This window comes from Paenibacillus sp. CF095, assembly GCF_900101225.1.
Lineage (GTDB): Bacteria > Bacillota > Bacilli > Paenibacillales > Paenibacillaceae > Paenibacillus.
Map to the genome: position 1 here is coordinate 2,955,838 of NZ_FMZN01000001.1, position 23,386 is coordinate 2,979,223.

The window sequence follows — 23,386 nt, forward strand, 5'->3', positions numbered from 1 at the left end:
TTATTCAGATTTGACGCCGCCTGACCATTCGAATCCGATGGCATCCAAGAATGCTTTGGACAGTACCATATGGCCCGTTGCATCCGGATGTACCCGGTCATAAGTCAACACAGACGTATAGAAATGATCCCAAAATGGAGCAAATGCAGCCTGTGTATCCACATACACCGCATCATACTCACTGGCTACCCTGCGTACCGCTTCTCCGTAGATATCCATCGTTGCCCGCATCGGGTCTTCCGGATTGGCCTCAAGATAATAAGGAGTCATCAGTACCAGACCTTTCAGGTTGGGACGAACCGAAGCCACCAGTTCACGCAATGTCGATTCGTATTCTTCAAGAAACACATGTGATTCTGTTGATAATGGGTTGTCGAACTGACGCCATACATCGTTAATACCGATCATGATCGTCAGCCAGTCCGGTTTAAGGTCCAGCACATCACGATCCCAGCGCTGTTTCAGATCACGAATCGTATTTCCACCATTACCCACATTCTGGACACGCAACATCAATTCCGGATAGATGGAGCGCAAGAGCGCATAGACTTGCGCTACGTAACCATGGCCCAGACCTGAACTGCCTTCGCCTACAGGATGCTGCCGACCACAATCCGTAATCGAATCGCCGATAAACAGAAGCTTGTCATTTTTCTGCAATTTCATCTTCATTTTCTCCTTCGCTCTAAAGCGCTAATATAAGAATAATTGATTAGTCAGGACCGTTAACTTGTTATCATTCAGTGATTACCAGCCTTGATTCTTGAGCCATGTGAGACACAGATCCGACCATACCCGAATCGCATGGTTGTCCTCAGCCAATCCAAGACCATGTGAACCTTTCTCAAAAACGTGCAAATCATAGGGAATGCCATGCTCGCCCAATGCAAGTGCGTAACGCAAGCTATTCTCTACGGGCACTGCCTGGTCAGCGCTGGTGTGCCAGATGAACGCTTCGGGAGCATCCGCTCTCACCTGCTGCTCCGCGCTAAAAGCCTTAATCTGCTCGGCAGTCGCGTCAGATCCAAGCAAATTCTCACGGGAACCGGCATGTCCATAGGACTCCATCGTAATGACCGGATAACAGAGAATGACTCGGTCCGGGCGTGAACTTTGACGTTCAATCGGATCCTCATGATCCGGTTGTCCCTCGTCATACAGCGTTCCCAGTGTTGCAGTAAGATGTCCGCCTGCGGAGAAACCAAGTACTGCAATCTTGGCAGGGTTGATGCCATACCGCTCAGCATGAGCACGAACATAACGTATGGCACGCTGACCATCTGTTATCGGTGCAGGATGCTGGTGAGGCGCCACCCGATATTTCAGGACAAACGCACTAATGCCTGCACGGTTCAACAATTCGGCTATTGGAGCACCTTCGTGATCAGCCAAAAATCCATAGCCGCCCCCTGGACACACAATGACAGCGCTCTCGGAACCGGGCTGAATAAATGGAATCAAATGTGGCATTTCGTCTTCATGGCCCTGGGCTGCATAAGGTGCAGCATGATCCCATAAAGGTATCGTTGTTGTCATCTTCAATCATCCTCTCCAAATAGAACGGAACCATGGGTCCGTTTAAACGTTTTCGAATCTCAGGAATCGATACCATCATAACGGTAATGCCCCTAAGGCATCAATACCTTCCTGGCATCACTTTTTGATCATTTGGGTACATGTTAGTACAAATTACGGAACTGTTCAGGAGTCACCCCCTCAATCCTGCGAAAGGTTGCAACAAAATGGCTTGCATCTCGAAACCCTACCCTAACTGCAGTTTCCCTAATCGTGGGTCTATGTTCTGCGGTCATGATTTCCTTGGCTTTGCGAATGCGCAGCAAAATAAAATAACTGTAGGCTGTCATGCCAAAGGACTGCTTGAACAAGGTATTCAGATGTCTGGATGAGATCCCCGTGAGGTCAGCCATATGTTCGAGCCCAATCTCGGGATTCGCATAATGCTGTTCCATGAATGCAATGAGCGGAGCGAGTCTCTCCACGGCATGTGAGATGGAAGAACGATTGCCCGTCATGCCATGTTTTTTGAGCAAAATCAGAAATCGGTATATATCCGCTGACGCTTCGAGTCCCGATAAATCCTGATCACTTCTGATTGAATCCAGCACTTCCTGGCCGTAATCGTTGAACGGACTGCTCTGCTCCCACTGATGGAACGCCGCTTCACCCAGACTAAGCGACTCCAAGATTGCCGGACACTGGGAACCGCCAAATGTAATGTAAAGAGTCTCCCACTCTCCTTGGGCGCGCACATATTCATGCGGTTCATTCGGCGGCAGCAAAATACCTGATGCTTCCCCCAGTATGACCGTGGACCCGGCAAACTTGAATTCTCCGGCTCCCTTCACGGTCTGAAGCCAGTGGTAACAGGGATACCCCACAGGTCTGGACACCTTCTCCTGATTGCCGTTATAACCCAGGCTCTCAATATAAAGGGGTAGCGGCTGATCACGTGATGTCATGAAATATCGTTGATGTCGGGGGGAGATAAACATGGGATGCCTCCTTGGGTATAAGCTGAAATACACTTCCGTATTCTTATATGAGTCATTACTTTTATTATATTTTAAAAGTCATATGTATCATATAGTATAGGATTATTCTTATACAAGAGGTGAAAACATTGATTAGCAGCAAACTGCCCAAAATGTTCTACGGGGGCGATTATAACCCGGAACAGTGGGATCACGAAACCCACCTTGAAGACCTGCGCATGTTCCAATTGGCAGGCATTGATATTGCCACAATCAACGTATTTTCATGGGCACTGATTCAGCCTGATGAAGTTACTTACCGTTTTGAAGAACTCGACCAACTAATTAATCGTTTATATGAAAATGGTGTCTATATATGCCTTGCAACAAGCACTGCTGCCCATCCGGCTTGGATGGCAAAGAAATATCCAGACGTGCTTCGTGTAGATGCCGATGGACGCAAACGCAAATTCGGTGGGCGCCATAATTCCTGTCCCAACAGCCCGACCTATCGCAAATACGCTGAGAAGATTGCGGATAAACTGGCCGAACGATACAAGGATCACCCCGCGGTTCTCGTATGGCACATCTCGAACGAATATGGCGGTGAGTGCTACTGTGACAACTGTGAGAAAGCGTTCCGCGTGTATCTGAAAGAACGCTATCAGACTCTGGAACAGGTCAACAAAGCATGGAACACGAATTTCTGGGGGCATACCTTCTACGATTGGGACGAGATCGTATTACCAAGCAACCTGAGCGAACATTGGGGTAACAATAATTCAACGTTCCAGGGAATCTCGCTGGACTATTCTCGCTTCAACTCCGACAGCATGCTGGATTGTTATCTGTTGGAATACGATGCGATCAAAAAACATATTCCGGACTCCGTTGTGACTACCAATCTGATGGGATTCTTTAAACAATTGGACTATTTCAAATGGGCAAAATATATGGATATTGTCTCCTGGGACAGCTATCCCGGTCTCGCAACACCCGTCAGCTTCACGGCAATGGCTCATGACCTTATGCGCGGACTGAAAGATGGTCAACCGTTTATGCTGATGGAGCAAACACCAAGTCAGCAGAACTGGCAGCCATATAACTCCCTGAAACGTCCAGGTGTCATGCGTCTGTGGAGTTATCAATCTGTTGCGCACGGGGCCGATACCATTATGTTCTTCCAGCTTCGCCGCTCCATCGGTGCTTGTGAGAAGTATCATGGTGCAGTTATTGAGCATGCTGGGCATGAGAATACACGTGTATTCCGCGAAGTCGCTGAGCTGGGTAAGGAATTGCAGATCCTTGGAGATACCACGCTAGATGCATCTGTTGAATCCAAAGTAGCGATTGTGTTCGACTGGGATAACTGGTGGGCCATCGAAAAATCAAGCGGACCTACGGTTGCCCTGAACTATGTGGATCAGATCCATAAATACTACGAAGCCTTCTTCCGCCGCAACATACAAGTAGATATCATCAGTGTGGATACGGATATGAGCAAATACGACATTGTCCTTGCCCCTGTCCTTTACATGGTTAAACCAGGATTTGCCGTCAAACTGGAGAAGTTTGTTGAAGCAGGTGGAACATTCCTGACAACCTTCTTCAGTGGCATTGTCAACGAGAACGATCTCGTGACCACAGGTGGATATCCGGGAGAACTTCGTAAACTGCTCGGAATCTGGGTGGAAGAGATTGATGCCCTGCTGCCTGAGCAAAAGAACCGCATTGTCCTCAAAGAAACCTACGGTGATCTTCAAGGAGAGTATGGCTGCGGTATGCTATGTGACCTGCTGCACAGTGAGGGAGCTGAGGTCATCGCGGAGTATGGAGACGACTTTTATAAAGGCATGCCTGTTGTGACACGTAATACCTTTGGTCAAGGTGAAGCATGGTACGTTGCATCCGACCCGGATGAGCGCTTCCTGGATGGTTTGCTGGGACAGCTTGCAGCAGCCAAGAACGTAGAGTCCTTGCTTGAGACACCAGAAGGTGTTGAAGTAAGCGCACGAACCAAAGACGGCAAGCCCTACCTGTTTGTCATGAACCATAACGCAACCACGCAATCCTATGATCTAGGAACAGCTAAGGCACATGATCTGCTCACCAATCGTGAGCTTTCGGGAAGTGTTGAGATTGAAGCCCGTGGAGTGCAATTGCTCGAAATGAAATAAGCGATTTCGCTTAATTGGAATTATTCGGAATGAAAAAATGTGATAGAAATACCCGTGATACAAAGTGTCACATATTCATTCCTTTTATACTTGTTATTGTCTTCAGCAAGGATATTGGTATAGATTTCAGACCTTTATCGTCTTCTGTAAGCCAAAAGCTGCTACTTCCCGTATCCGTCTACACCGGATACGGGTTTTTGGCATGATCTGTGGTCTTTTTGATAGAAGGAAATATCAGTATGCAAAGCGAATTGGACGAGAAACACATTTTAACAAAGCCTGCCGGAACATGCTTGTGAATCCTGATGTTGATCCATTATAAAATAATGAACAGTTGAAATATTGGTGACACTCATGATGTCACTTATTCGTTGTTACAATAGGAATATAACTACGACATCACTTTCCGGCGGCGCAGATCGAAACGGAGTGGCTGACATGAACAGAACAAATCGGCTTGCTGCCATCGTAATGGCATTACAGCATGGTCACGAAACGGCACACTCATTAGGCGAGAAATTTGAAGTTTCCCGTCGCACGATTCTTCGGGATATTCAGTCCCTCTCCGAGATGAATGTGCCCATTATTGCCATTTCCGGTCCGGGAGGCGGTTTCAGACTTATGGAGGGTTACGTATTACCCCCATTACAGCTGGACCCGGTAGAAGCAGCGACGCTCATATTCGCTCTTGAAGGTCTAAGTCGCTACGCCGACACACCCTTTCATGAGAAACGCTGGACCCTGATGAACAAAGTTAAAGCCATCATTCCGGATGATATTATGTCGCGAATTGATCCCATGCTCCAACAGCTGCATCATCATATTCCAGACCGCAATTACATTCTTCCTCATCTGGACGCACTGCTGGCATGCATACCCGAACAAGAGTGGCTTAGAGTGCTGTATCGCTCCGTATCACGTCAGCGATGGTTGCATATCTGTCCCACACGGGTATATGCTTCCTCCGGCTTCTGGTACTGTGAGGCATATTCCCTCGAACATGGTGAACAGCGTCTGTTCCGGGTTGACCGAATTATCGATGTCAAGGCAATCGAACCACAGGATGCACTGGTGCTTAACGAACAGGCGGAGCAACAGCAGAGCAAGCCGATCCCTCCAGAACAGCCGCCAACACTAGTTAAGGCACGACTGAGTTACCGGGGAATGATTGAAGCTGAACAGGACGAGCATATTGGTGAAAAGATGATTGAAATTGCCCCGGATCTCTGGGAATTATCATTCCTTTGTCCACCAGGGGAATGGGACTGGGCCGTCCGATTCTTTTACCGATTGGGACGTGAAGCTGAAGTGATTGAACCCCTCCAACTTCGCAGTGAGATTCGTCAGCATGCCGAGGAAGTGAGCCAAAGATACCTCGCTTCAACCAAGTCGTAGCCTGACTACACACAAAAAGGAGCCTACTGATATCATGACATATGAAGCCGTTATAACGTACGAACAAGCAGTACAGCGTATCCAGTCTATAGGGCTGCTGCCTCTGGCACCACTATTTGCCGATTATCCTTCGCTGTCATCGCTAACCCCCAAAGAACATTGGCACAAGGATGATGAACTCGATCCCTGGTTATGGCGTTCACGCCTGGCTGAAGAGGGCATTGCTGCATATGGAAAATTTGTCAAAAAGAAAGCGCTTCTTGTCTCATCTGAATACTTCCCTTGGGTACACCGACTGCTGGCCGATTCCAGAACCATCAAGGAACAGTATGAAGCGGGTCTACTCTCCCGTGAGGCGTTCAAACTCCATGCGTTAGTTGCAGAACAGGAAGGCATAGATGGACGTGCCTTGCGAGCACAAGCCGGTTTCGGGGCAAAAGAGGACAAAAAAACATTTGACCGTGGACTTCTGGACCTTCAGGGCTGTGCAGCCATTGTGATCAGTGGAACCAAAGAAAAAGAGGGACTCGCAGAAGGCAAAGTCGCATGGAACAGCTCCGCATATGAGACCGCAGATCACTGGATGCAGCGTCATGGCATTAAGCAATTTGAAGGCAGCGTAGAAGAGGCGCGTGAACTGTTGACTGCGCAACTACAGCAACATGCTTCACCCGCCGCATTATCAAGCATCTTCAAAGCACTTGGCATCCGTGCAATCTAAATAAAGCCAATCCCGGTTGTAGTGCAAATTTCAACCGGAATTGGCTGTGGTTCACCCTATAATGCAACCTAGACGATTAACAGCCCCCATCGACAATGAATTTAGAGAATCACGCCATCCTTGAATATGGCGATCTCCCGGAATCCATGTTGCTCACTGAGTGTATGTGACCGTCCTGAAGCAATATCAATCAGCTGGCCGAACAGCTGTATTTTGACCTCATCCATCGTCTGCCCCTCCAACAGCTGGCCTGCGTTGAAATCAATCCAGTGTTTTTTGCGATTAGCCAGATCGGATTGGGTCGCAATCTTGACGGTAGGTACCGGACCTCCGAAGGGAGTCCCCCGCCCTGTTGTGAAGAGCACAATATGTGCACCCGCCGCAGACAGTGCCGTTACAGATACCAGGTCATTACCCGGTGCTTCTACAATGTTCAGACCGGTTTGAGTTACACGTTTGCCATAGCGTAGAACGTCAACTACGGAAGAACGTCCTCCCTTTTGCGTACATCCAAGTGACTTTTCCTCCAGCGTTGTGATGCCACCAGCCTTATTACCAGGTGAAGGATTCTCATAGATGTTCTGGCCATGGTTCACAAAATATTGCTTGAAGCCGTTCACGAGGTCCACCAAATCATGAAATACCTGCTCATTGGCAGCCCGGTTCATTAAGATTGTCTCCGCACCAAACATCTCCGGAACTTCCGTCAGAATAGCCGTACCCCCGGCAGCAACCAGCATATCAGCAACTGCACCGACCAGCGGATTGGCTGTAATGCCAGATAAACCATCGGAACCGCCACACTTCAAACCAATTTTGAGTTTGCTGAGCGGAAGCGGCTGCCGTTGTTCATGTTCAGCGATCTCCACAAGTTCTTCCATCAGTCGAAGCCCTTCCTCAAGCTCGTCATCCGTTTCCTGTGCTTTGAGAAACCGTACTTTGCCGCGGTATTCCGGAGCAATACACTCACGGAATTCATCGACCTGATTGTTCTCACAGCCCAGACCGATGACAAGCACGCCTCCTGCGTTCGGATGCTCCACTAAGGAAGCCAGCAACTGTTGTGTATACTTCAGATCATCGCCAAGCTGTGAACACCCGAATGGATGCGGAAAGTGAAATACACCATCTACCCGGCTTCCAAATTGGGACTGACCCATACGTGCCAATGCTTCACACACTTTATTGATACATCCAACCGTATTCACAATCCAGATCTCATTACGAATTCCTGCTTCACCATTGGGGCGCAAATATCCATCGAATGAGCGCAGATGTTCCGGAGGCATGTCTGTCTGAACCTTGGCTCCTGGTTGGTACTCATATTCAAGCAATCCGTGCAGCCCTGTCTTCAGGTTGTGACTATGAATCCAGCTTCCCTGCTCGATCTGCTCTTGGGCAATCCCGATGGAGAAACCATACTTCATTACATCATCACCTGGTGCCAGCGTATGCACAGCAATCTTATGCCCCTTCGGCACGTCATCGAGCAATGTAAAGGAAACACCGTCTGGCAATGTAATACGTTCTCCTTTGGCATAATCCCGAAGCGCTATAATGACATCATCCTGTGGTTGAATGGCAATCCAGTTATTGATTGTACTTGTGGTGTTCATTTCCCTTCACCTTCCAACATACCGATTTCACGAACAAGTGCTGTACGCAGCCCTTCTCTTGCATCCAGATTTTCGCCCCAGATCAGGGTATCTGACAACACAGCCGCTACCCGGTTATCCAGTTGGTTCTGATCCCTGTTAAGCGTGTCATAACCGTCCCAGTGTGCAGCCAAAGCAGCCAGGACATCCGGGTCATCCCGCAGCAAAATGTCCTCTCCATTCAGTCGTTGTGCCTTGTAACCTTCTGGCGTATTTACCGGACGATAGAGACACAATAATCCAGCAAACCCTTGAATTAAACGTTCTGGCCAACTTCCCTGATTTTGCTCATAAGACAAAAGTGTAGGCAGCACACGAACCTTGAATTTCCCGATCGTATTCAAAGCAATATCTTGCAATTTGTGATTAATATACGGGTTAAGGAACCGTTCGAACACTTCTTCTGCATACTGGTCCAGCTGATGATCGGGCATATCCAGAGCAGGGACGATCTCCTGATGCACAGCTTCCCTGATCCATGAGCCAAAATGTGGATCTTCCATTGTTTCTCTCACATGCTGCTTGCCTTGAAGAATGCCGAGGGATGACATTAAGGTATGCGCCCCATTCAAAATACGAACCTTGCGTACCTGAAAAGGCTTCAGATCTTTCACCCAATGTACATTAAGACCTGCCTGCTTGAGAGGAAGTTTTTTGTCCAATGATTCATCACCCTGAATGGCCCAGAAATGATATGGCTCTGCCGTATTAATCAACTGGTCCTCATAACCCCAACGATTCGTCAGGGAATCGGCTTCCTCCTGGGTCGGCGCACCTGTGACAATTCGGTCTACCAGATTGTTCAAGAAGTGATTATGTTTCTCGATCCATGAACGGAAGCCATCCGAATACCCATAATCCTCACTATGACGGAGGACACAACTGCGCAGCACATCCCCATTGCCTTCAAGCAGCTCACATGGCAGATGAATCAAACCTCTGGATGGATCACCATCAAATTTCAAATATCGCTGATGCAGAAAAACCGTTAATTTCCCCGGAAATGATTGAACGGGTTCACCCTCGATATAGTCCGCATACGTATATTTCAATCCTGATTCGGTTGTATTGGAAATAACGAACTCAAGTGAAGGCAGTTCCGCCAAGTTCAGAAAGGCATCCCATTCCTCATACGGATTGATACACTGTGAGAAAATGGAGATCAATTCTGTCCGCTCAACTGGCTTTCCTTGAGACAGACCACGCGTAATCATTGTATATAACCCATCCTGATCGCGAATCTGCTCCAGCTTGGCCTTGCCTCCCGGTCGTGGTTGGGTAACAGCTACACTTCCATGGAATTTGCCTTGTCTGGCACTCTCATGAAGCATCCAGTCTGCAAATCCCCGCAAGAAATTACCTTCTCCAATCTGCAAAACCTTCACGGGACGCTCCATAATCTCCTTGCACTTGCGCTGACCATCGCTCCCCAGTAAATTCAGCTTCAATCTTGGCCGTTTTGTGCTTGCCGACATGGACACTCACCTCATCGATTATTTGTACTGTGGGAATGCAGTTCAAAGGCTCTGCACCCTTTTATTGTAAACGCTTTAAATTCATTGTATCATCAATAAAAGGAAATTAAATTGCTTATATTGCGGTAAATATACTCTCTCATGACCAGGTATAACATCTCGTTGAAGACGATCGTCTGGAAAGGAGTCTTTATGGAACGTTCACCTGTTCGTACGACTATTCAAGCAGAATCCGGTATTCCGTTCCGCCTGGTGTACAGCGACACCAAATCCCCTCAGAACGAATTGCCAGATCACCTTCACGACTGGCATGAAATTATCTATGTATATCGTGGACAGGGAAGCATCTTTATTGATACGGGACTTGAGAATATGCAAGAAGGAGATCTGTTCATTATACCAGGCAGCACGGTTCACCGAGCCTTGCCGGATGCAGGCAATCCTGTCACATCTTCCGCATTGTTCTTCAGCCCGGGATTGCTGGCATCCACCGCCGGAGGTGCTGCTTCTTCCTTGCTAAGCCTGTTTGAACGTTGTCGTAAACAACGCGTGTATAAGAGGCATCTAAACACAGAGGAGCAATCACAGGTGGCCGCCCTTATTGATGATATTCAGGCCGAATTCCAGCTAGGTCATCATCTAAGCGCACATGCGGCCCTGTTAAGGCTACAACTGTTACTCATTTTTCTGGAACGTCTGGAAGCTGCAGGACCTGCGAATCCGGGTAAATCCGCTCCGGGTCCCTCATGGCTCTCTTCTACGATCTCTCATATTGACGATAACCTTCGGAGTGGCCTGTCCCTCCCCGAACTGGCGCAGTACGCCTCTGTATCCCCTGCCCATTTCAGTCGTGCCTTCAAACGATACACGGGAATGACTCTAACGGATTACGCATTAGCGCGAAGGGTCATTATGGCGAAAGAGCATCTGGTACAAGGTGAGGAGACAATGGCAGCCGTTGCCGATGCTTGCGGGTTCGACAGCCTGCCCCACTTTTACCGTCAATTCAAAAAATTAACCGGCACAACGCCCGCAGCTTACCGCAGAACCATGAACAGTTCTCGTTAAAATAGAAACGCCCCAATCATATATATCCACATATTCTTCCATATGGAAGATGTGGTATGATAATCTGGATTATTACTTGTCGGAAACATTGCATTCCGTTGTCAGAGGAGCTTAGCATTCCATGTTAAACGAATTGAATCGCAGGAATATTGGCATCTTCGCCCATGTGGATGCGGGGAAAACAACTACCACCGAGCATATGTTATTTGAGAGTGGTGTCGTCCGCAGTCCGGGACGTGTAGATGACGGAACAACAGCCACAGACTCCCTGGACATTGAGAAAGAACGTGGCATATCCGTACAGGCAGCCATGACCTCTCTGATCTGGAAGAACACCATCATTGACCTCATTGATACACCTGGTCATATTGATTTCAGCTCCGAAGTAGAGCGAACGCTACGGGTAATGGATGGCGCTATTCTCATTCTGTCGGCAGTGGAAGGCATTCAGTCCCAGAGTGAATCCATCTGGCATGCCCTTCGTTCACTTCGCATCCCAACCATCATCTATATTAATAAAATGGATCGGATTGGCGCATCTGCCCCAGCGGTAATGGAGCAGATTCGTTCTACCCTGTCCCCTTTCGCATGCGAAATCCAAACGTATCAGCTCCATGAAGATTCATTTCATGGCATCGACTCCCTATGGAACCCAAATCAAGATTCTCTGTCAGATGGCACCCCTACCATTCCAGGTCTGGTCGAGATACTTGCCGAGCTGGACGAAGAGGTCATGGAAGCCTACATTCAGGAAACTCCGTTATCGCAAAGGGATCTGAATGAAGCGTTCCTGCGGTATGTGCATCAGGGTGAGATGTTCCCTGTGTGTTATGGTGCTTCCGGTAAAGGAATTGGCGTCACGGCATTGCTGGACACAGTCCTTGCATTGCTGCCTGCACCTGCACAACCAGTGGACTCTCCCGTATCCGGTGTTGTGTTCAAAATTGAACGTGATCGCACGATGGGACGTACGGCTTACGTCCGTATGTATGGTGGCAGCTTACACAATCGGGATACCATCCATAATTCGACGCGGGAGCTTGAAGAGAAGGTGACGCAGATTCGCCGCATGGATGGGTCGAAATGGGCGGATACCGGTGCCGTTCACGCGGGGCAGATTGCTATGCTGTACGGACTGAGTGACACACATGTGGGTGACATTATCGGCAATCCTGAGGGTGTGCCTCCTCTGCCACAGATGGCTGTACCTTTGCTGACCGTACAAGTGCACGGTAAGGACTCGGCACGTTACCCCGATCTTGTTGCAGCATTGCAAGAGTTGACGGATGAAGACCCCTTACTCGACCTGCAATGGTTGCCGGAGGAACGAGAACTGCATCTCAAGGTCATGGGAACCATTCAGCTTGAGATTTTATCCAGCCTGTTGCTGAGTCGTTTCGGATTGGATGTCGTGTTTGATCCGCCATCCGTCATCTATAAGGAGACACCCCGTACAGCCGGAGAAGGTTACATCGCCTATACGATGCCTAAGCCCTGCTGGGCCATCCTCCGCTTCAAGATTGAACCTTTGCCTCGCGGAAGCGGTCTGATCTATTCCTCAACCGTAAGGACAGATGATCTGCTGTTACGTTATCAGAATGAAGTTGAACGACGAATTCCGGAAGCCTTGTCTCAAGGTATGCTCGGTTGGGAAGTAACCGATCTGCGCATCACGCTGGTGGAAGGGGAACATCATGTCTGGCATACGCATCCAATGGATTTTGTCATAGCCACGCCTATGGGAATCATGGATGGATTGTCGAGAACAGGTACCACTTTGCTGGAACCCCTTCTTCAGTTCCGGCTGACGGTCCCGGAAGAATATGGCGGTAAGGCCCTTAGCGATCTGGTACATATGCGGGCAACCTTCGAAGCCCCCGTCATTGGTAGCGGACGTTGTATTATTGAAGGAGTTATGCCTCTTGCCACCTCAATGGATTATCCGGTGAAACTGCGTTCCGAGACAAGCGGCCGCGGGGTGCTTACGACTTCGTTTGCCGGATACCAAGATTGTCCTGCGGATGTGAATCATGCTCGCAAACGCAGAGGAGTTAACCCGCTGGATCAGTCGAAATATATTTTAAGTGTACGAAACGCGATTACATCATAAATGGAGTTGAACCTGTGCTTATAAAATTTCTTATCTTTGGGCTTCTATGGCGGATTGTAGGTAATCCGTTCATTGCCATCCTTATTTTACTCGTTATACTGTATTTCCTGGATCGTCGTTACGTTGGCGTATTCCCAAGCTTCACGAAACCTCTGAAGCGTATGCGTAACATCTCCCGGCTTCGGCAGCTGCTTGCCATGAGTCCCAATGAAGTTTCTTCCAAGCTGGAACTGGCTCGCCTGTTAATTGAGCGCAAGCGTTACAATGAGGCACATGCGTTATTGCTTGAACTGGAGCGCCCATACGAACAATCGGCTGAGTACTGGGAGGCATTAGGGACGACTGAGCTTCATTTGGGCAACATCGAAAAAGGCGAACGTCATATTTTGCAAGCCCTCGAGATCAACCCCAGAGTCAAGTACGGACGCCCGTACCTAACCCTTGCTGGAGCCTTCAAAGATAAGCATGAGGACAAAGCGCTGGATTATGTGCATCAGTTTCAGGAGATTCATTCCTCTTCCAGTGAAGCTTATTATCTGCTCGGCTCGGTTCACCGTTCCCTCGGACGTAATGCAGACGCGAAGCAGGCATACGAGCAATCGTTGAACGTTTATCGTTCGTTACCCAAATACAAAAAACGTCAGGAGCGCCGCTGGGCTGTCCGCAGTTGGTTCCGCAAACGTGGCTTGTAATGTCGTAATGTCATCCGCTATATACTGTAATCTTCATATATCACTTTTATAACCAATAAAAGTGCACTGATCTCTGCCCTCGTATGAGCAGAAACAGTGCACTTTATTCATAACAGCGATATTAATATACCAATATTTCACGCAGTCGTTCTTCATGAAGACGCATCCAGTCAATCCGCTGTTTGAGCTTCACAATCTGATCCACAGCCACTTCCGGCTCATCTGTACCCTCGAACATCCGATTGATGAAATGCATGACCACATCCAGACTACGCAGCAAAATCAATCGAGGTATGGCCAGCAACTCTTCTGGTTCCAGGCTGACCTGTTCCCGAAATCCCTTGATCAGTCCCTCCTGAGCCTGCCACATCCAATCCTCACTCTTGTCCATGGTAAGGAGGTCAGACATCGGAACAGCCAGCTCCATTACCCGCAAATCCCATGTCGCAAATTCAAAATCCAAAATGGCACAGATTTCACCATCCTGCTGATCTACCAATACATTCGAGGCATTCACGTCCCCATGAACCAATTGATGCGGCAGATGTTCCATTCCCCGAAGGGCTTCAAACAGATCTGGCAGCTCATCTCTCAGTTGCTTCAGCTCATTCGCACATGCGGCCAATTGCTCCGGCGGCGATGTGCATAGCTGTAATAATCGTTCTGGTGAACAGAGCGGATACGCATCCTGAATTCGATAGTACGGTGGGTATACAGGTTCAAGTGGTATATCCAACGTAGCCATAACAGAAGACAGGGCCCCCGCCGCTTTACCGAGCCCTATCAATTGATCTGGTGTAAGCCAGATGGGATTGACGCCTTCCCGATAATGAAACAGAGTCACGATTTTGGTATGACCTGTGAGGGGTTCTTTTACTGGAAGGAATGTACCTCCCTCACCAGATAACCGCCTTACAGGTGAAGGTGTATCAAGCTTAAAGTTCGAACGTTGGAGGGCTGCCAGCACCTCGTGTTCAAAGGCGATTTTCATCGGATCATTATGTGTTTCATATTGTCTCATGACGTAATTAGTCCCGTCTACATGGAGCATGTAAGTAGAATTATTCATCCCACCCTTTCCACGCTCTCCTTTCCAGTCCGATGTGAAACCATATAAGGCCAACACTTCGGATATACGCTGCTGCTCTGAAGGATGGAGGGAACCGGAATCGATGTTTTGCACCAAAAATTAACCCCTTTATCTCACAAAATGGAACTGTCTTCTATTTATCTTAAAGGAAGTCCATCGCTCGGTCTAGTTCAGTTCCGGATCTATCAAGAGAATGGATAGTATCCAGTCCGATTAAGCTGCTCTGCAATGACACGATATCCTCTTGCATTGGGATGTACTCTGTCCCAGAACAACAGTTCACGTTCACGACCTTCAAACCTGTCATATACCTGAGCACACGCATAGTTTCCTGATCCGGCTCCATTCAGAAACGAATTATATTGGCGAACCCAGTACGCAGCTTCCGTCGCTTGTGGGTACGGGTTGTACAATCCGATGGATCGGACCATATACTCATTGTTGCGCTTTAACTGCCGAATGTGCCGCATGATCTGGGATACATTACTGCGGGTTTCTCCGAGTACCTGTGTCATTTTACTGGCATTTGGAATGCCATTACTTGCTTTGAACGTACGAATCAGATCATTCCCGCCAATGGATATGGTAATGATATCCGCTTCACGCAGCGATTGCCGTACTCGGGGATGCGAAGAGATCATCTGCAACATTTCCCCCGACGTCAGTCCATTTACGCCCATATTTTCCATGGATACAAACGTACGAACATTCATTTCTGCCATTCGTCGATATAAAGGAACAAAGCCGGTGCCCAGCAACGCTCCTGTACCTACCGTTAATGAATCGCCTATAGCCACGTATCGATATACCATCCCGTCGCCCCTCTCTGCTGTGATTTCTCTGAACCATAATGAACTGCTCTATATCTTATGATGAGTGGCGAGACAAGGCGCGGGATGGTGTCCTTAGGCATGCACCTTTCTTTTGCATAAGATTGTAGTTTTCCTGTAGAGGTAAAAAAAGAAAAAGCCCTGCCGCATAACGCGGCAGAGCCTATTCCATTGCAATGCATTACATGCCTATGGTCCGATCCGAATCAACGGAATCTGATTGTTCCTTGTTCGGGAACGGCCACCAGTTGGCCCGGCCAAACATCTTCACCATCACTGGGACGAAGAATGGCAGGAACAGCAGAGAGTACAAGATCAGTCCGCTAAGGACTACTGTGGCAATCTGCATCATCGAGAGAACACCGGATGGATACATGGCAGCAAATGTACCGCTCAGAATGACCGCTGCAGATAAAATGACGGTTCCCATGTTCTTCATCGCGTATAACATGGCATCCTGTACTTTCATACCTTTGTTCTCATTGAAACGGTCCATCAGGAAGATGCTATAATCCACACCAAGTGCAATCAGCATGACAAATCCGAAGAACGGAGTAACCCAGCTGATGCCTGCAAATCCGAGGATATTAACAAAGATCACTTCGGTTAACGCCATCGATGTGAAATAAGCCAGTAATAAGGAAACGATCAGATACAATGGCATAATGACCGAGCGAAGCAGCACGACCAGAATAATGAATGTACCCGCCAGCATCAGCATTACAGTACGTGTATAGTCGTTATTCGAGATCTCCTGCAGATCTGCAAATGTACTTGTAACGCCACCTATGGCGATGTCTGCTTTTTCAAGCGTACTGCCTTGTACCGCACGATGTACAGCCGCCTCAATGTCAGGAACACGATCAATGGCTTCTGTTCCGTATGGATTTTCGGCGAAAATAACATCAATCGTCATCGTTTTCCGATCTTGAGACAGATACGTATCAAATACTTGTGTGAAGTCTTTGCTGTTCAGTGCTTCTTCAGGAACGTACCAGCCTGCCAAATCGGAATCTGGTGAATTTTGCAATTGCGTCAGGTAGCCCTGCGCTGAATCCAGTCCCCCGGAAACCTGTTTAATACCATCGACACTTTGATTCAAGCCATCTGTCAGTTGTGTCAGTTGACCACTCAGATCCGAGAAGCCTTGCTGAATTTTCTCCTGACCACCCTGAAGCTGGCCAAGTCCATCCTGAATGGAAGGAATTTCGCTAATCACTTTGCCCTGACCATCCGCAGCCTGTTTGAGACCAGATTGCAACTGACCGATTCCTGTTACAATTTGACCCAGGCCATCGGCAAGCGCCTTTTGTCCGGCTGCTGCGGAGGCAAACCCTTCATTGGCCTGATTAATTCCAGCAGCGGCTTCCCCAAGTTTGGTCTTAATCTGACCCAAACCTTGAGCAAGCTGCGCTGTGCCAGAACCTGTTTCACCAATTGTACCTTTGATACGCTGGTAATCAGCATCTTGCTGTAATTCAGGATAACGCTCTTCAAGTGCTGTGAAGGATTGGGACAGACTCGTTAGAGCTGTTGAAACCCCGTTCAGCTGTTGTTCCAGTTCGCGGGTTCCATCCCCCAATGCAGCGACCCCTGCTCCCGCCTGACGATAGGCTTCAAGCAACTGATTGTTCGCCTGCGCAAGTTGATCTGCGCTCGTTTTGGCTTGCTGAAGTCCGGCTTTCAGATCACCCGCACCTGCGGAACCATCTCGAATACCTTTTTCAATCTGCCCAAGTCCCTGACTGAGTTGCGTGATACCCGATTGCAGCTGGGCGGTCCCTTTGGTAAGTTCACCTGCTCCATCAGCAGCTTCTTTTAATTGTGGTTCATTTTTACTTAGCTGACTGCTGGCTTCACTCAGGCCATCACGGATTTTGTCCAGACCCGTCTTGCCTTCACCCAGTCCATCCGATAATGTTCCGACTTGCTGTGTAACTTCAAAATCTTTAATCTCATCACCCGTAGGTCGTGTCATACTGCGGACACCAGAGACTCCGACTACTTTCTCTACTTCCCGGCTAATTTTCTCGGCAACGGCCATATACTTCGCATTATCCATCGCTTCATCGTTCTGGATGACGATCTGACCCGGCAGCGATTCACCCGGACCAAAGCTGTCAGAGATAATGTTGAATGCTTTTACGGAATCATATTTCTCACCAATCTCATCGAGACTATTGAACGAAAGTTTGCCATCGTAAGTTGCCAGAAGAGGCACACAGACAGCTGCAACGATGAGTAACGCAGCCCATGGACGTTTAAGTGAAAAGCGACCAGCTGCACCATAGATCTTGCTCTCCGCATGTTCAAGTGAACCCTTCGACGGCCAGAATAACTTCTTGCCCAGCACCGCCATGAAGAATGGTACGATGGTCACCAAGGCGAGCATCATCACAGCAATACCTACAGCTACAGCAACCGCAGAGCGGTACAACATAAACTGGGCAAAGCCAATCGCAATGAATCCAACCAGCACGGCAAGTGCTGAGAAGAGTACCGTTTTACCGGCAGTACGATAGGTCGCAATGATGGCATCCCACGTATTTTCATGATGAGCCAGTTCTTCCTTGAACCGACTGATCAGCAGGATGCAGTAATCCGTACCAATCCCAAACATGACGGCGACCATAAAGATCTGTGTAAACGTGGATATCGGGAAGTCGAGCCCATCCACCAGGAATGCAACAATCTGTTGCGATACAATGTAACTGATCCCCACCGTCAGCAGCGGGACAAACGGAGCTACAAACGAACGGAAGACCAGGAACAGAATAAGTAAAATAAAGACAACGGTAATATATTCCGATTTCTTAAGCCCCTCTTGTGAACTTTCAATGGTGTCCTCATCAATCAGACCTTTACCGGTTATGTAGTGCTCCACATTGACGGACTTCAATGCTTCATTCAGGTCTTCCCGCATTTCCTTGACCGTACGATCTCCCTGATCAATGGATAGCGATGTTAGAATCGTTTTGCCATCAGCCGAGATCATCTTCTCTGACAATTCGGGCTGAGAGAAAGGTTCCAGAATGGACAGAATGCCCAACTTCTCCTTGTCGGCCTCCAAGTTTTTAACGGCCTTCTCTGCCTCTTGTTTTCCCGTGGTACCCAGACCTTCCGGATTATAAAATACGAGAGCGATCTGGCTGCCTTGCTGCTCTCCTTTTTGTGCTGCAGCTTCATTCAAAATTGCTGCTGCCTGGGTGGAAGAGTACCCTTCCGGAACCGAAAACTGTCCCTTTTCCCGAATCAGTTCACTCATGTTAGGGGCAGTAAACATCAACACGGCAGCTACAACAACCCATAGCCCCATTAACCACCATCTTGCTTTTAGTATCGCTCTCATTCGTTCTCCTGTCCTCCTTCATGCGTTAACAAAGCTGCAAGCTTCTCAAAAGATTCAATGAAAATTCGGACTTCTTCCGGTTTAAAATGAACCAGATATGGCTCCAGAATCTGCTGTATTTCCTGTTCTGTTTCCCTATATACATGTCGTCCGGTATCCGTCAGTGTCAGATATACAACGCGGCGATCACGTTCATCTCCGGCACGATGGACCAGATCGCGATCTACCAGCTTGTTGACCAAAGCGGTAATGCTGCTCTTGCCTATGCACAGAAGCTCTGCCAGATCAGAGGGCGTGCAGGAAGGTTTCTCTTCAATCAGACGAAGTGCGCAGAACTGATCGGTCGTTATGGTCTGCCCCACTTGTTCACGTATCCGCGTATCAAACCGCTTATTGACCAGAAAGGAAGCATCCAAATAGCGGTTCACCAAACTTTTAGCATCCGGTGTATTCATTCTTCATTCTCCTTTCCCGAATCTATATAGTTCACTTAACGAACTATTCTTCTGTGAAACCATTCTATAATGAAACAATCTCTTAAAGCAATACTTTTTTCCTGCTTTTTTGATGAAAACGACAAAAAAACAGGACGTCCGACTCAGCTCATTGCCAAATCCAACATCCTGTAATGATTATAATCCATATATTTCTTGAAGTAATAAAATACCTCTGTGCTACTCTTCGTCCGTATCTTCCTCTTTTTCAAGCACACAACGGAATCGCTCCACACCTGGATACAGTTCGCCCAAACTATATACGACGAATCCCGTATTCCGATAAAACTCCACGGCCTCCAGATCCGTCTCTGCAATCAAAGTATCAGGATTGTATTTCTCCAGCAATTGTGAAATCATGCCCCGACCATAATTTTTGAAGCGGTTCTCCGGCAGAATGGCTATATGGTGGATGGTGATCTCGCTTGAGCCAGTATGCTCATAACCGATCAGACCGATCAATTGCTCCTCTGCTTCGTATCCGGCCAGATACAGTTCGTCATTCTCTACATATTGTTTTAACGCACGTTTCAGATGATCCGGATCAGGAAAGACCGAGTAAGATAACAGCTCCTGTACTACCGGCTCTTCTATGCGTGATTTCAAATTAATTAACACCCTTATTCCTCCTATACCTTGCTTGTTTCCGTTATCGTATTGTAGTCGTTAGCCTCTAAAAGTTCAAGTCGTGTGCCGATTCAGCTCCGATTGAAGCACAGTTGAGATGTTATCCGATACGTTGATCTGCGCCAAATGATAGGCATCCAGCAGTGCGCCCCCAACTGCCGGCAAGTTACTGGTTATGTATTGAATTTTTTTCCCTTCGCGCATATAGGCAGCATCCAGCCCTTTCTGAACAGCCTTCACCATATATGGTGAACTCAGACAACTTCCGGTAAGCGTCATGGACACTGCTGGATGTTCAAAACAGGATGCCAGCATGAGGATTCCCACAACAGCCGTATCGGCAGCCGAGTCACATACCCTAACCGCGAGGGGAATATTCCGGGCAGCAGCTTCAGTCACCATAGACGCCATCTGACCAAATTTCCGATTGGTCACCTGTTTATTTTCGGCAAAACCGGCTATCCCCAGCGCAGCGAGCTCTCGAATTGAGGCAACATTCCAATATTTCAACACCTGCTCAATCCATTCTTCATCCTGCAACTCATAACGTTCCGCGAGGATGGAATGCACCGTGTCGTAAGCCAAGAAACGTGCTGCTGTCGGCGCATAATGACCGAACTGATCATTGCGGAGCCAAGCTCCCTGTTCGGTTCTGCCAAGGATCAGAGATCCTGTTCCTCCAATAGCGACAATACCTGGCTCACCGTCGAAGGCCGCTGTATGGGCGATGTGCGTATCGTTTACCGCACTGATCCTGCCTGTAATCCCCGTAAGAGCGAGCAATGCCTCCGCCCAAACTGTATCTTCAGGCCGATTTAGACCCGCCATTCCTGCCTGAATGGCAGCGATCTGATCTGATTGGACTCCAGCCTGAGTTATGGCTTCAGCAACACCCTCCAGCACATTTTGCTCAGCATTGGTATCGTGATAACGATTGCAACCTCCCTTTTGCACATATGACAAAAGCTTTCCGTTCTGATCGGCGACAGCCACACGAGTGTGACTACCTCCTCCATCCATCCCAATCACGTATGTATTCATCCTTGACTCTCCCCTCCCAAGCGAACAATAAGAGTGCCGGGGCTTTATCAGGTCCCGGCAGAGAATTTATTGTTTTTGCACAGCGAAACGAAGCAGTTCACAACGAAATTGTGTCGGTTCATCATACTTTTCCTCTTCAATCGTCTGTGTAACATGCTCCTGAAGCAGAATATTCCAGCCTTTGTAGGCATCCTCCAGTATAGCAATCGCCTCGGCTGTGGGCAGGTTCAGCTCAATTAATGGTTTAATCTCCTTGCCTGTATTGATTTCTTTTTCCTCCACATTGGTACTCATCGTAATACAATGAATGCCCCCTGTACGAGTTCCGGCCTGTAATCGGTATATCGCTTCCATGAAGGCTTGCTTATTTGAGACATGTTCCAGACAAGAACAAGCAGCGATATAATCAAAATAGTTTGGCTCCACAGCATAATGTTCAACATCTGCTTTCACTGCCTGTACGATATGATCAACCTGATATTCTTTTGCATACTTGCGTAGTCCGTCTACTGCCTCATCCAGCAAATCCACACCGATGACTTCACTGTTCGTTTTTGCAAGGCGCTGTGCAATCGGTATCGTATGCCTTCCCACTCCGCATCCCAGATCGAGGACACGCAATTCCTCCTTGTGAACAAGGAGACGTTCCAGCATATCCATCACCATAGGCATGGGCCTCGACATCCAGGTACCGGAGGCGAATAATTCATTATTCTGATAGAAATTGGAATGATAACCTGCCTCTGCTTTTCGCGCAGCCTCAAATTGTTCGTTTCCCATCAAGACACCCCCATAGTTTAGAAGTTAAACGTCAATGTCCCAGTACCGGCGAATAGAATGATTGAACAAATGATCATGATGACAAATCCAGCCGTTACAAGCAATTTACCCGTTTCCCTCTTGTATGAACTATCGTTAAATAACATGACTCCACCAATGGAAATAGCCACAGGAGCGAGAAAAAGTGTAATCAGTACAAGCAAAGTGATGGAATAACGATCCAATACCGATTCTTCATATTCGTTCATATAAGGTTGTTCAGGCAATGCCGTTTTTGTAGCAACCAGATTCCCGCAAGATTTGCACTTAAACTCATCTTCTGCCATTCCTTCATGGCAATAAGAACATTTCCTTTGCGTGCGCGCCATCTTCCGCCTCCTTCCATATCTGTCCTATCAATGAATACCCACAATACAATATGGGAATCAATTGATTACGAATTCTGGATGGGACAGATTCTTCTTCATAAAGGATTCCAGTGCCGCTTCATATCCGGTGCGATCAACTTGAAACGCTGTGCCATGACCCGCACGGGGGACGGTCAGCAATTCCTTTTCGGTTGGGCAAGCTTCATACAACCTGTACACCATTTCCGTTGGTACAAATGTATCAGCCTCACCGTGGATGAACAGCACGGGAACGTTAACTTTGGCAAGCTGCTTGAGTGCCGAAGCCTCTCTAAAGGAATACCCTGCTTTCCACCGGGAAATTAGACTTGTGACAGGTATAAAAGGAAATGCAGGTAGCTTGTATAATTGCTTTAACTGGAACGTCAGTTCTTCTTCCACGGATGTATACGCACAATCAGACACAATCGCTTTGACCTGAGTCGGCAGGGCTTCACCACCTGTCATCAGTACGGTTGCTCCTCCCATGGATATGCCGTGCAATATGATTTCCCCTTGTGTACCCACTTTTTCAAGCACCCAGTTGGTCCACTGGACATAATCCTTCCGATCTAACCAGCCAAAACCGATGATATCACCTTCACTCTGTCCATGACCTCGATCATCTGGCATGAGTATGTTATAACCGTGCTTTTCCGCATAAAACCGGGCAAAACCAGCCATTTCTCTGCCTCTCCCCGAATAACCATGTGCCAGAATAACCGTCTGATCCGCCCCTTTATTGGAACCGAGCCATGTACCATACAGTTTTAATCCATCATGTGATTGAAGAGATATCTCTTCTGTAGGCTGAGCATCCAGCCACTTCAGGTCAGAAGCACTGCTAATGATTTCATTGTCCGGTTCAGGCATCAGATTCGGATTATCCACCAAAAATGTTTTTGGCGTACGGCGAATGGCAGTTTTGAAAAAATAAAGCCCACCTGTCCACAGAAGAGCAAGAACGATCAGTACCAGTGCTGCAAGTACGTAAAATAACATGA

The 23,386-nt window shown here is 48.0% G+C and carries 20 protein-coding genes; 6 read left to right on the forward strand and 14 right to left on the reverse strand.

Annotated features, from left to right (window positions below; genetic code table 11):
* From BLS69_RS12825 to BLS69_RS12835, 3 genes are all read right to left on the reverse strand, one after another.
* Positions 1-666 carry an SGNH/GDSL hydrolase family protein gene (locus BLS69_RS12825; protein WP_091031983.1) on the reverse strand — a complete coding sequence of 222 codons (666 nt, stop codon included), beginning with the start codon at positions 664-666 and terminating at the stop codon, positions 1-3.
* An 81-nt stretch (positions 667-747) separates the two neighbouring features.
* A complete protein-coding gene (locus BLS69_RS12830) occupies positions 748-1,536 on the reverse strand; it encodes an alpha/beta hydrolase (protein WP_091031985.1) in 789 nt (262 codons plus the stop codon).
* A gap of 143 nt (positions 1,537-1,679) precedes the next feature.
* Positions 1,680-2,513, reverse strand: coding sequence for an AraC family transcriptional regulator (locus BLS69_RS12835; protein ID WP_091031988.1), 834 nt, complete (start codon positions 2,511-2,513; stop codon positions 1,680-1,682).
* Positions 2,514-2,641: 128 nt separating this feature from the next.
* Here BLS69_RS12835 and BLS69_RS12840 point away from each other — a divergent pair, with 128 nt between their 5' ends.
* The 3 genes from BLS69_RS12840 (at position 2,642) to BLS69_RS12850 (ending at position 6,785) form a co-directional block, all read left to right on the forward strand.
* Complete coding sequence (locus BLS69_RS12840; RefSeq protein WP_091031990.1) at positions 2,642-4,669, forward strand: beta-galactosidase; 2,028 nt, start codon at positions 2,642-2,644, stop codon at positions 4,667-4,669.
* A gap of 438 nt (positions 4,670-5,107) precedes the next feature.
* Positions 5,108-6,064 carry a helix-turn-helix transcriptional regulator gene (locus tag BLS69_RS12845; RefSeq protein ID WP_091031993.1) on the forward strand — a complete coding sequence of 319 codons (957 nt, stop codon included), beginning with the start codon at positions 5,108-5,110 and terminating at the stop codon, positions 6,062-6,064.
* Positions 6,065-6,098: 34 nt separating this feature from the next.
* The gene (locus BLS69_RS12850) at positions 6,099-6,785 is read left to right on the forward strand and encodes an AlkZ-related protein (RefSeq protein WP_091031995.1); all 687 of its coding nucleotides are present in this window, start codon (positions 6,099-6,101) and stop codon (positions 6,783-6,785) included.
* A gap of 101 nt (positions 6,786-6,886) precedes the next feature.
* Here BLS69_RS12850 and BLS69_RS12855 read toward each other — a convergent pair whose 3' ends face one another.
* Together BLS69_RS12855 and BLS69_RS12860 are read right to left on the reverse strand one after the other, a co-directional pair.
* Complete coding sequence (locus tag BLS69_RS12855) at positions 6,887-8,401, reverse strand: UxaA family hydrolase (RefSeq protein WP_176872697.1); 1,515 nt, start codon at positions 8,399-8,401, stop codon at positions 6,887-6,889.
* Entirely contained in the window at positions 8,398-9,915 is a 1,518-nt protein-coding gene (locus tag BLS69_RS12860; RefSeq protein ID WP_091031998.1) for a tagaturonate reductase, read from the reverse strand. Before BLS69_RS12860 ends, BLS69_RS12855 begins: the two co-directional genes overlap by 4 nt.
* Positions 9,916-10,107: 192 nt before the next feature.
* Between BLS69_RS12860 and BLS69_RS12865 the strand changes: the two genes are divergently transcribed.
* The 3 genes from BLS69_RS12865 (at position 10,108) to BLS69_RS12875 (ending at position 13,785) form a co-directional block, all read left to right on the forward strand.
* Positions 10,108-10,983, forward strand: a complete 876-nt coding sequence (locus BLS69_RS12865) for an AraC family transcriptional regulator (protein ID WP_176872698.1) — start codon at positions 10,108-10,110, stop codon at positions 10,981-10,983.
* 121 nt (positions 10,984-11,104) lie between these two features.
* Positions 11,105-13,093 (forward strand): elongation factor G, encoded by a 1,989-nt coding sequence (locus BLS69_RS12870; protein WP_091032003.1) that lies wholly within the window; start codon positions 11,105-11,107, stop codon positions 13,091-13,093.
* 14 nt (positions 13,094-13,107) lie between these two features.
* Complete coding sequence (locus BLS69_RS12875) at positions 13,108-13,785, forward strand: tetratricopeptide repeat protein (RefSeq protein ID WP_091032005.1); 678 nt, start codon at positions 13,108-13,110, stop codon at positions 13,783-13,785.
* 121 nt (positions 13,786-13,906) lie between these two features.
* Here the strand turns inward: BLS69_RS12875 and BLS69_RS12880 are convergent, their stop codons facing one another.
* The 9 genes from BLS69_RS12880 to BLS69_RS12920 form a co-directional block, all read right to left on the reverse strand.
* Positions 13,907-14,968 carry a phosphotransferase gene (locus BLS69_RS12880; protein WP_133384289.1) on the reverse strand — a complete coding sequence of 354 codons (1,062 nt, stop codon included), beginning with the start codon at positions 14,966-14,968 and terminating at the stop codon, positions 13,907-13,909.
* Positions 14,969-15,060: 92 nt separating this feature from the next.
* Positions 15,061-15,687 (reverse strand): SGNH/GDSL hydrolase family protein, encoded by a 627-nt coding sequence (locus BLS69_RS12885; RefSeq protein WP_091032011.1) that lies wholly within the window; start codon positions 15,685-15,687, stop codon positions 15,061-15,063.
* Positions 15,688-15,886: 199 nt separating this feature from the next.
* Positions 15,887-19,054, reverse strand: coding sequence for an MMPL/RND family transporter (locus BLS69_RS12890; protein WP_091032014.1), 3,168 nt, complete (start codon positions 19,052-19,054; stop codon positions 15,887-15,889).
* The gene (locus BLS69_RS12895; RefSeq protein ID WP_091032016.1) at positions 19,051-19,509 is read right to left on the reverse strand and encodes a MarR family winged helix-turn-helix transcriptional regulator; all 459 of its coding nucleotides are present in this window, start codon (positions 19,507-19,509) and stop codon (positions 19,051-19,053) included. Before BLS69_RS12895 ends, BLS69_RS12890 begins: the two co-directional genes overlap by 4 nt.
* A 219-nt stretch (positions 19,510-19,728) precedes the next feature.
* Positions 19,729-20,166 (reverse strand): GNAT family N-acetyltransferase, encoded by a 438-nt coding sequence (locus BLS69_RS12900; RefSeq protein ID WP_062833732.1) that lies wholly within the window; start codon positions 20,164-20,166, stop codon positions 19,729-19,731.
* 63 nt (positions 20,167-20,229) lie between these two features.
* A complete protein-coding gene (locus BLS69_RS12905) occupies positions 20,230-21,216 on the reverse strand; it encodes a BadF/BadG/BcrA/BcrD ATPase family protein (RefSeq protein ID WP_091032019.1) in 987 nt (328 codons plus the stop codon).
* A gap of 66 nt (positions 21,217-21,282) precedes the next feature.
* Positions 21,283-21,996 carry a class I SAM-dependent methyltransferase gene (locus BLS69_RS12910; RefSeq protein ID WP_091032022.1) on the reverse strand — a complete coding sequence of 238 codons (714 nt, stop codon included), beginning with the start codon at positions 21,994-21,996 and terminating at the stop codon, positions 21,283-21,285.
* A 17-nt stretch (positions 21,997-22,013) separates the two neighbouring features.
* Positions 22,014-22,364 (reverse strand): hypothetical protein, encoded by a 351-nt coding sequence (locus tag BLS69_RS12915; protein ID WP_091032024.1) that lies wholly within the window; start codon positions 22,362-22,364, stop codon positions 22,014-22,016.
* A gap of 57 nt (positions 22,365-22,421) precedes the next feature.
* The gene (locus tag BLS69_RS12920; protein ID WP_091032027.1) at positions 22,422-23,384 is read right to left on the reverse strand and encodes an alpha/beta hydrolase; all 963 of its coding nucleotides are present in this window, start codon (positions 23,382-23,384) and stop codon (positions 22,422-22,424) included.
* Positions 23,385-23,386 lie beyond the last annotated feature (2 nt).

Coding starts and splice junctions, on each gene's coding strand:
- BLS69_RS12855 (WP_176872697.1), bottom strand. CDS start 8,401: ATGAACACCACAAGTACAATCAATAACTGGATTGCCATTCAACCACAG.
- BLS69_RS12910 (WP_091032022.1), bottom strand. CDS start 21,996: ATGGGAAACGAACAATTTGAGGCTGCGCGAAAAGCAGAGGCAGGTTAT.
- BLS69_RS12885 (WP_091032011.1), bottom strand. CDS start 15,687: ATGGTATATCGATACGTGGCTATAGGCGATTCATTAACGGTAGGTACA.
- BLS69_RS12860 (WP_091031998.1), bottom strand. CDS start 9,915: ATGTCGGCAAGCACAAAACGGCCAAGATTGAAGCTGAATTTACTGGGG.
- BLS69_RS12895 (WP_091032016.1), bottom strand. CDS start 19,509: ATGAATACACCGGATGCTAAAAGTTTGGTGAACCGCTATTTGGATGCT.
- BLS69_RS12890 (WP_091032014.1), bottom strand. CDS start 19,054: ATGAGAGCGATACTAAAAGCAAGATGGTGGTTAATGGGGCTATGGGTT.
- BLS69_RS12920 (WP_091032027.1), bottom strand. CDS start 23,384: ATGTTATTTTACGTACTTGCAGCACTGGTACTGATCGTTCTTGCTCTT.
- BLS69_RS12905 (WP_091032019.1), bottom strand. CDS start 21,216: ATGAATACATACGTGATTGGGATGGATGGAGGAGGTAGTCACACTCGT.
- BLS69_RS12845 (WP_091031993.1), top strand. CDS start 5,108: ATGAACAGAACAAATCGGCTTGCTGCCATCGTAATGGCATTACAGCAT.
- BLS69_RS12915 (WP_091032024.1), bottom strand. CDS start 22,364: ATGGCGCGCACGCAAAGGAAATGTTCTTATTGCCATGAAGGAATGGCA.
- BLS69_RS12825 (WP_091031983.1), bottom strand. CDS start 666: ATGAAATTGCAGAAAAATGACAAGCTTCTGTTTATCGGCGATTCGATT.
- BLS69_RS12850 (WP_091031995.1), top strand. CDS start 6,099: ATGACATATGAAGCCGTTATAACGTACGAACAAGCAGTACAGCGTATC.
- BLS69_RS12870 (WP_091032003.1), top strand. CDS start 11,105: ATGTTAAACGAATTGAATCGCAGGAATATTGGCATCTTCGCCCATGTG.
- BLS69_RS12865 (WP_176872698.1), top strand. CDS start 10,108: ATGGAACGTTCACCTGTTCGTACGACTATTCAAGCAGAATCCGGTATT.
- BLS69_RS12835 (WP_091031988.1), bottom strand. CDS start 2,513: ATGTTTATCTCCCCCCGACATCAACGATATTTCATGACATCACGTGAT.
- BLS69_RS12830 (WP_091031985.1), bottom strand. CDS start 1,536: ATGACAACAACGATACCTTTATGGGATCATGCTGCACCTTATGCAGCC.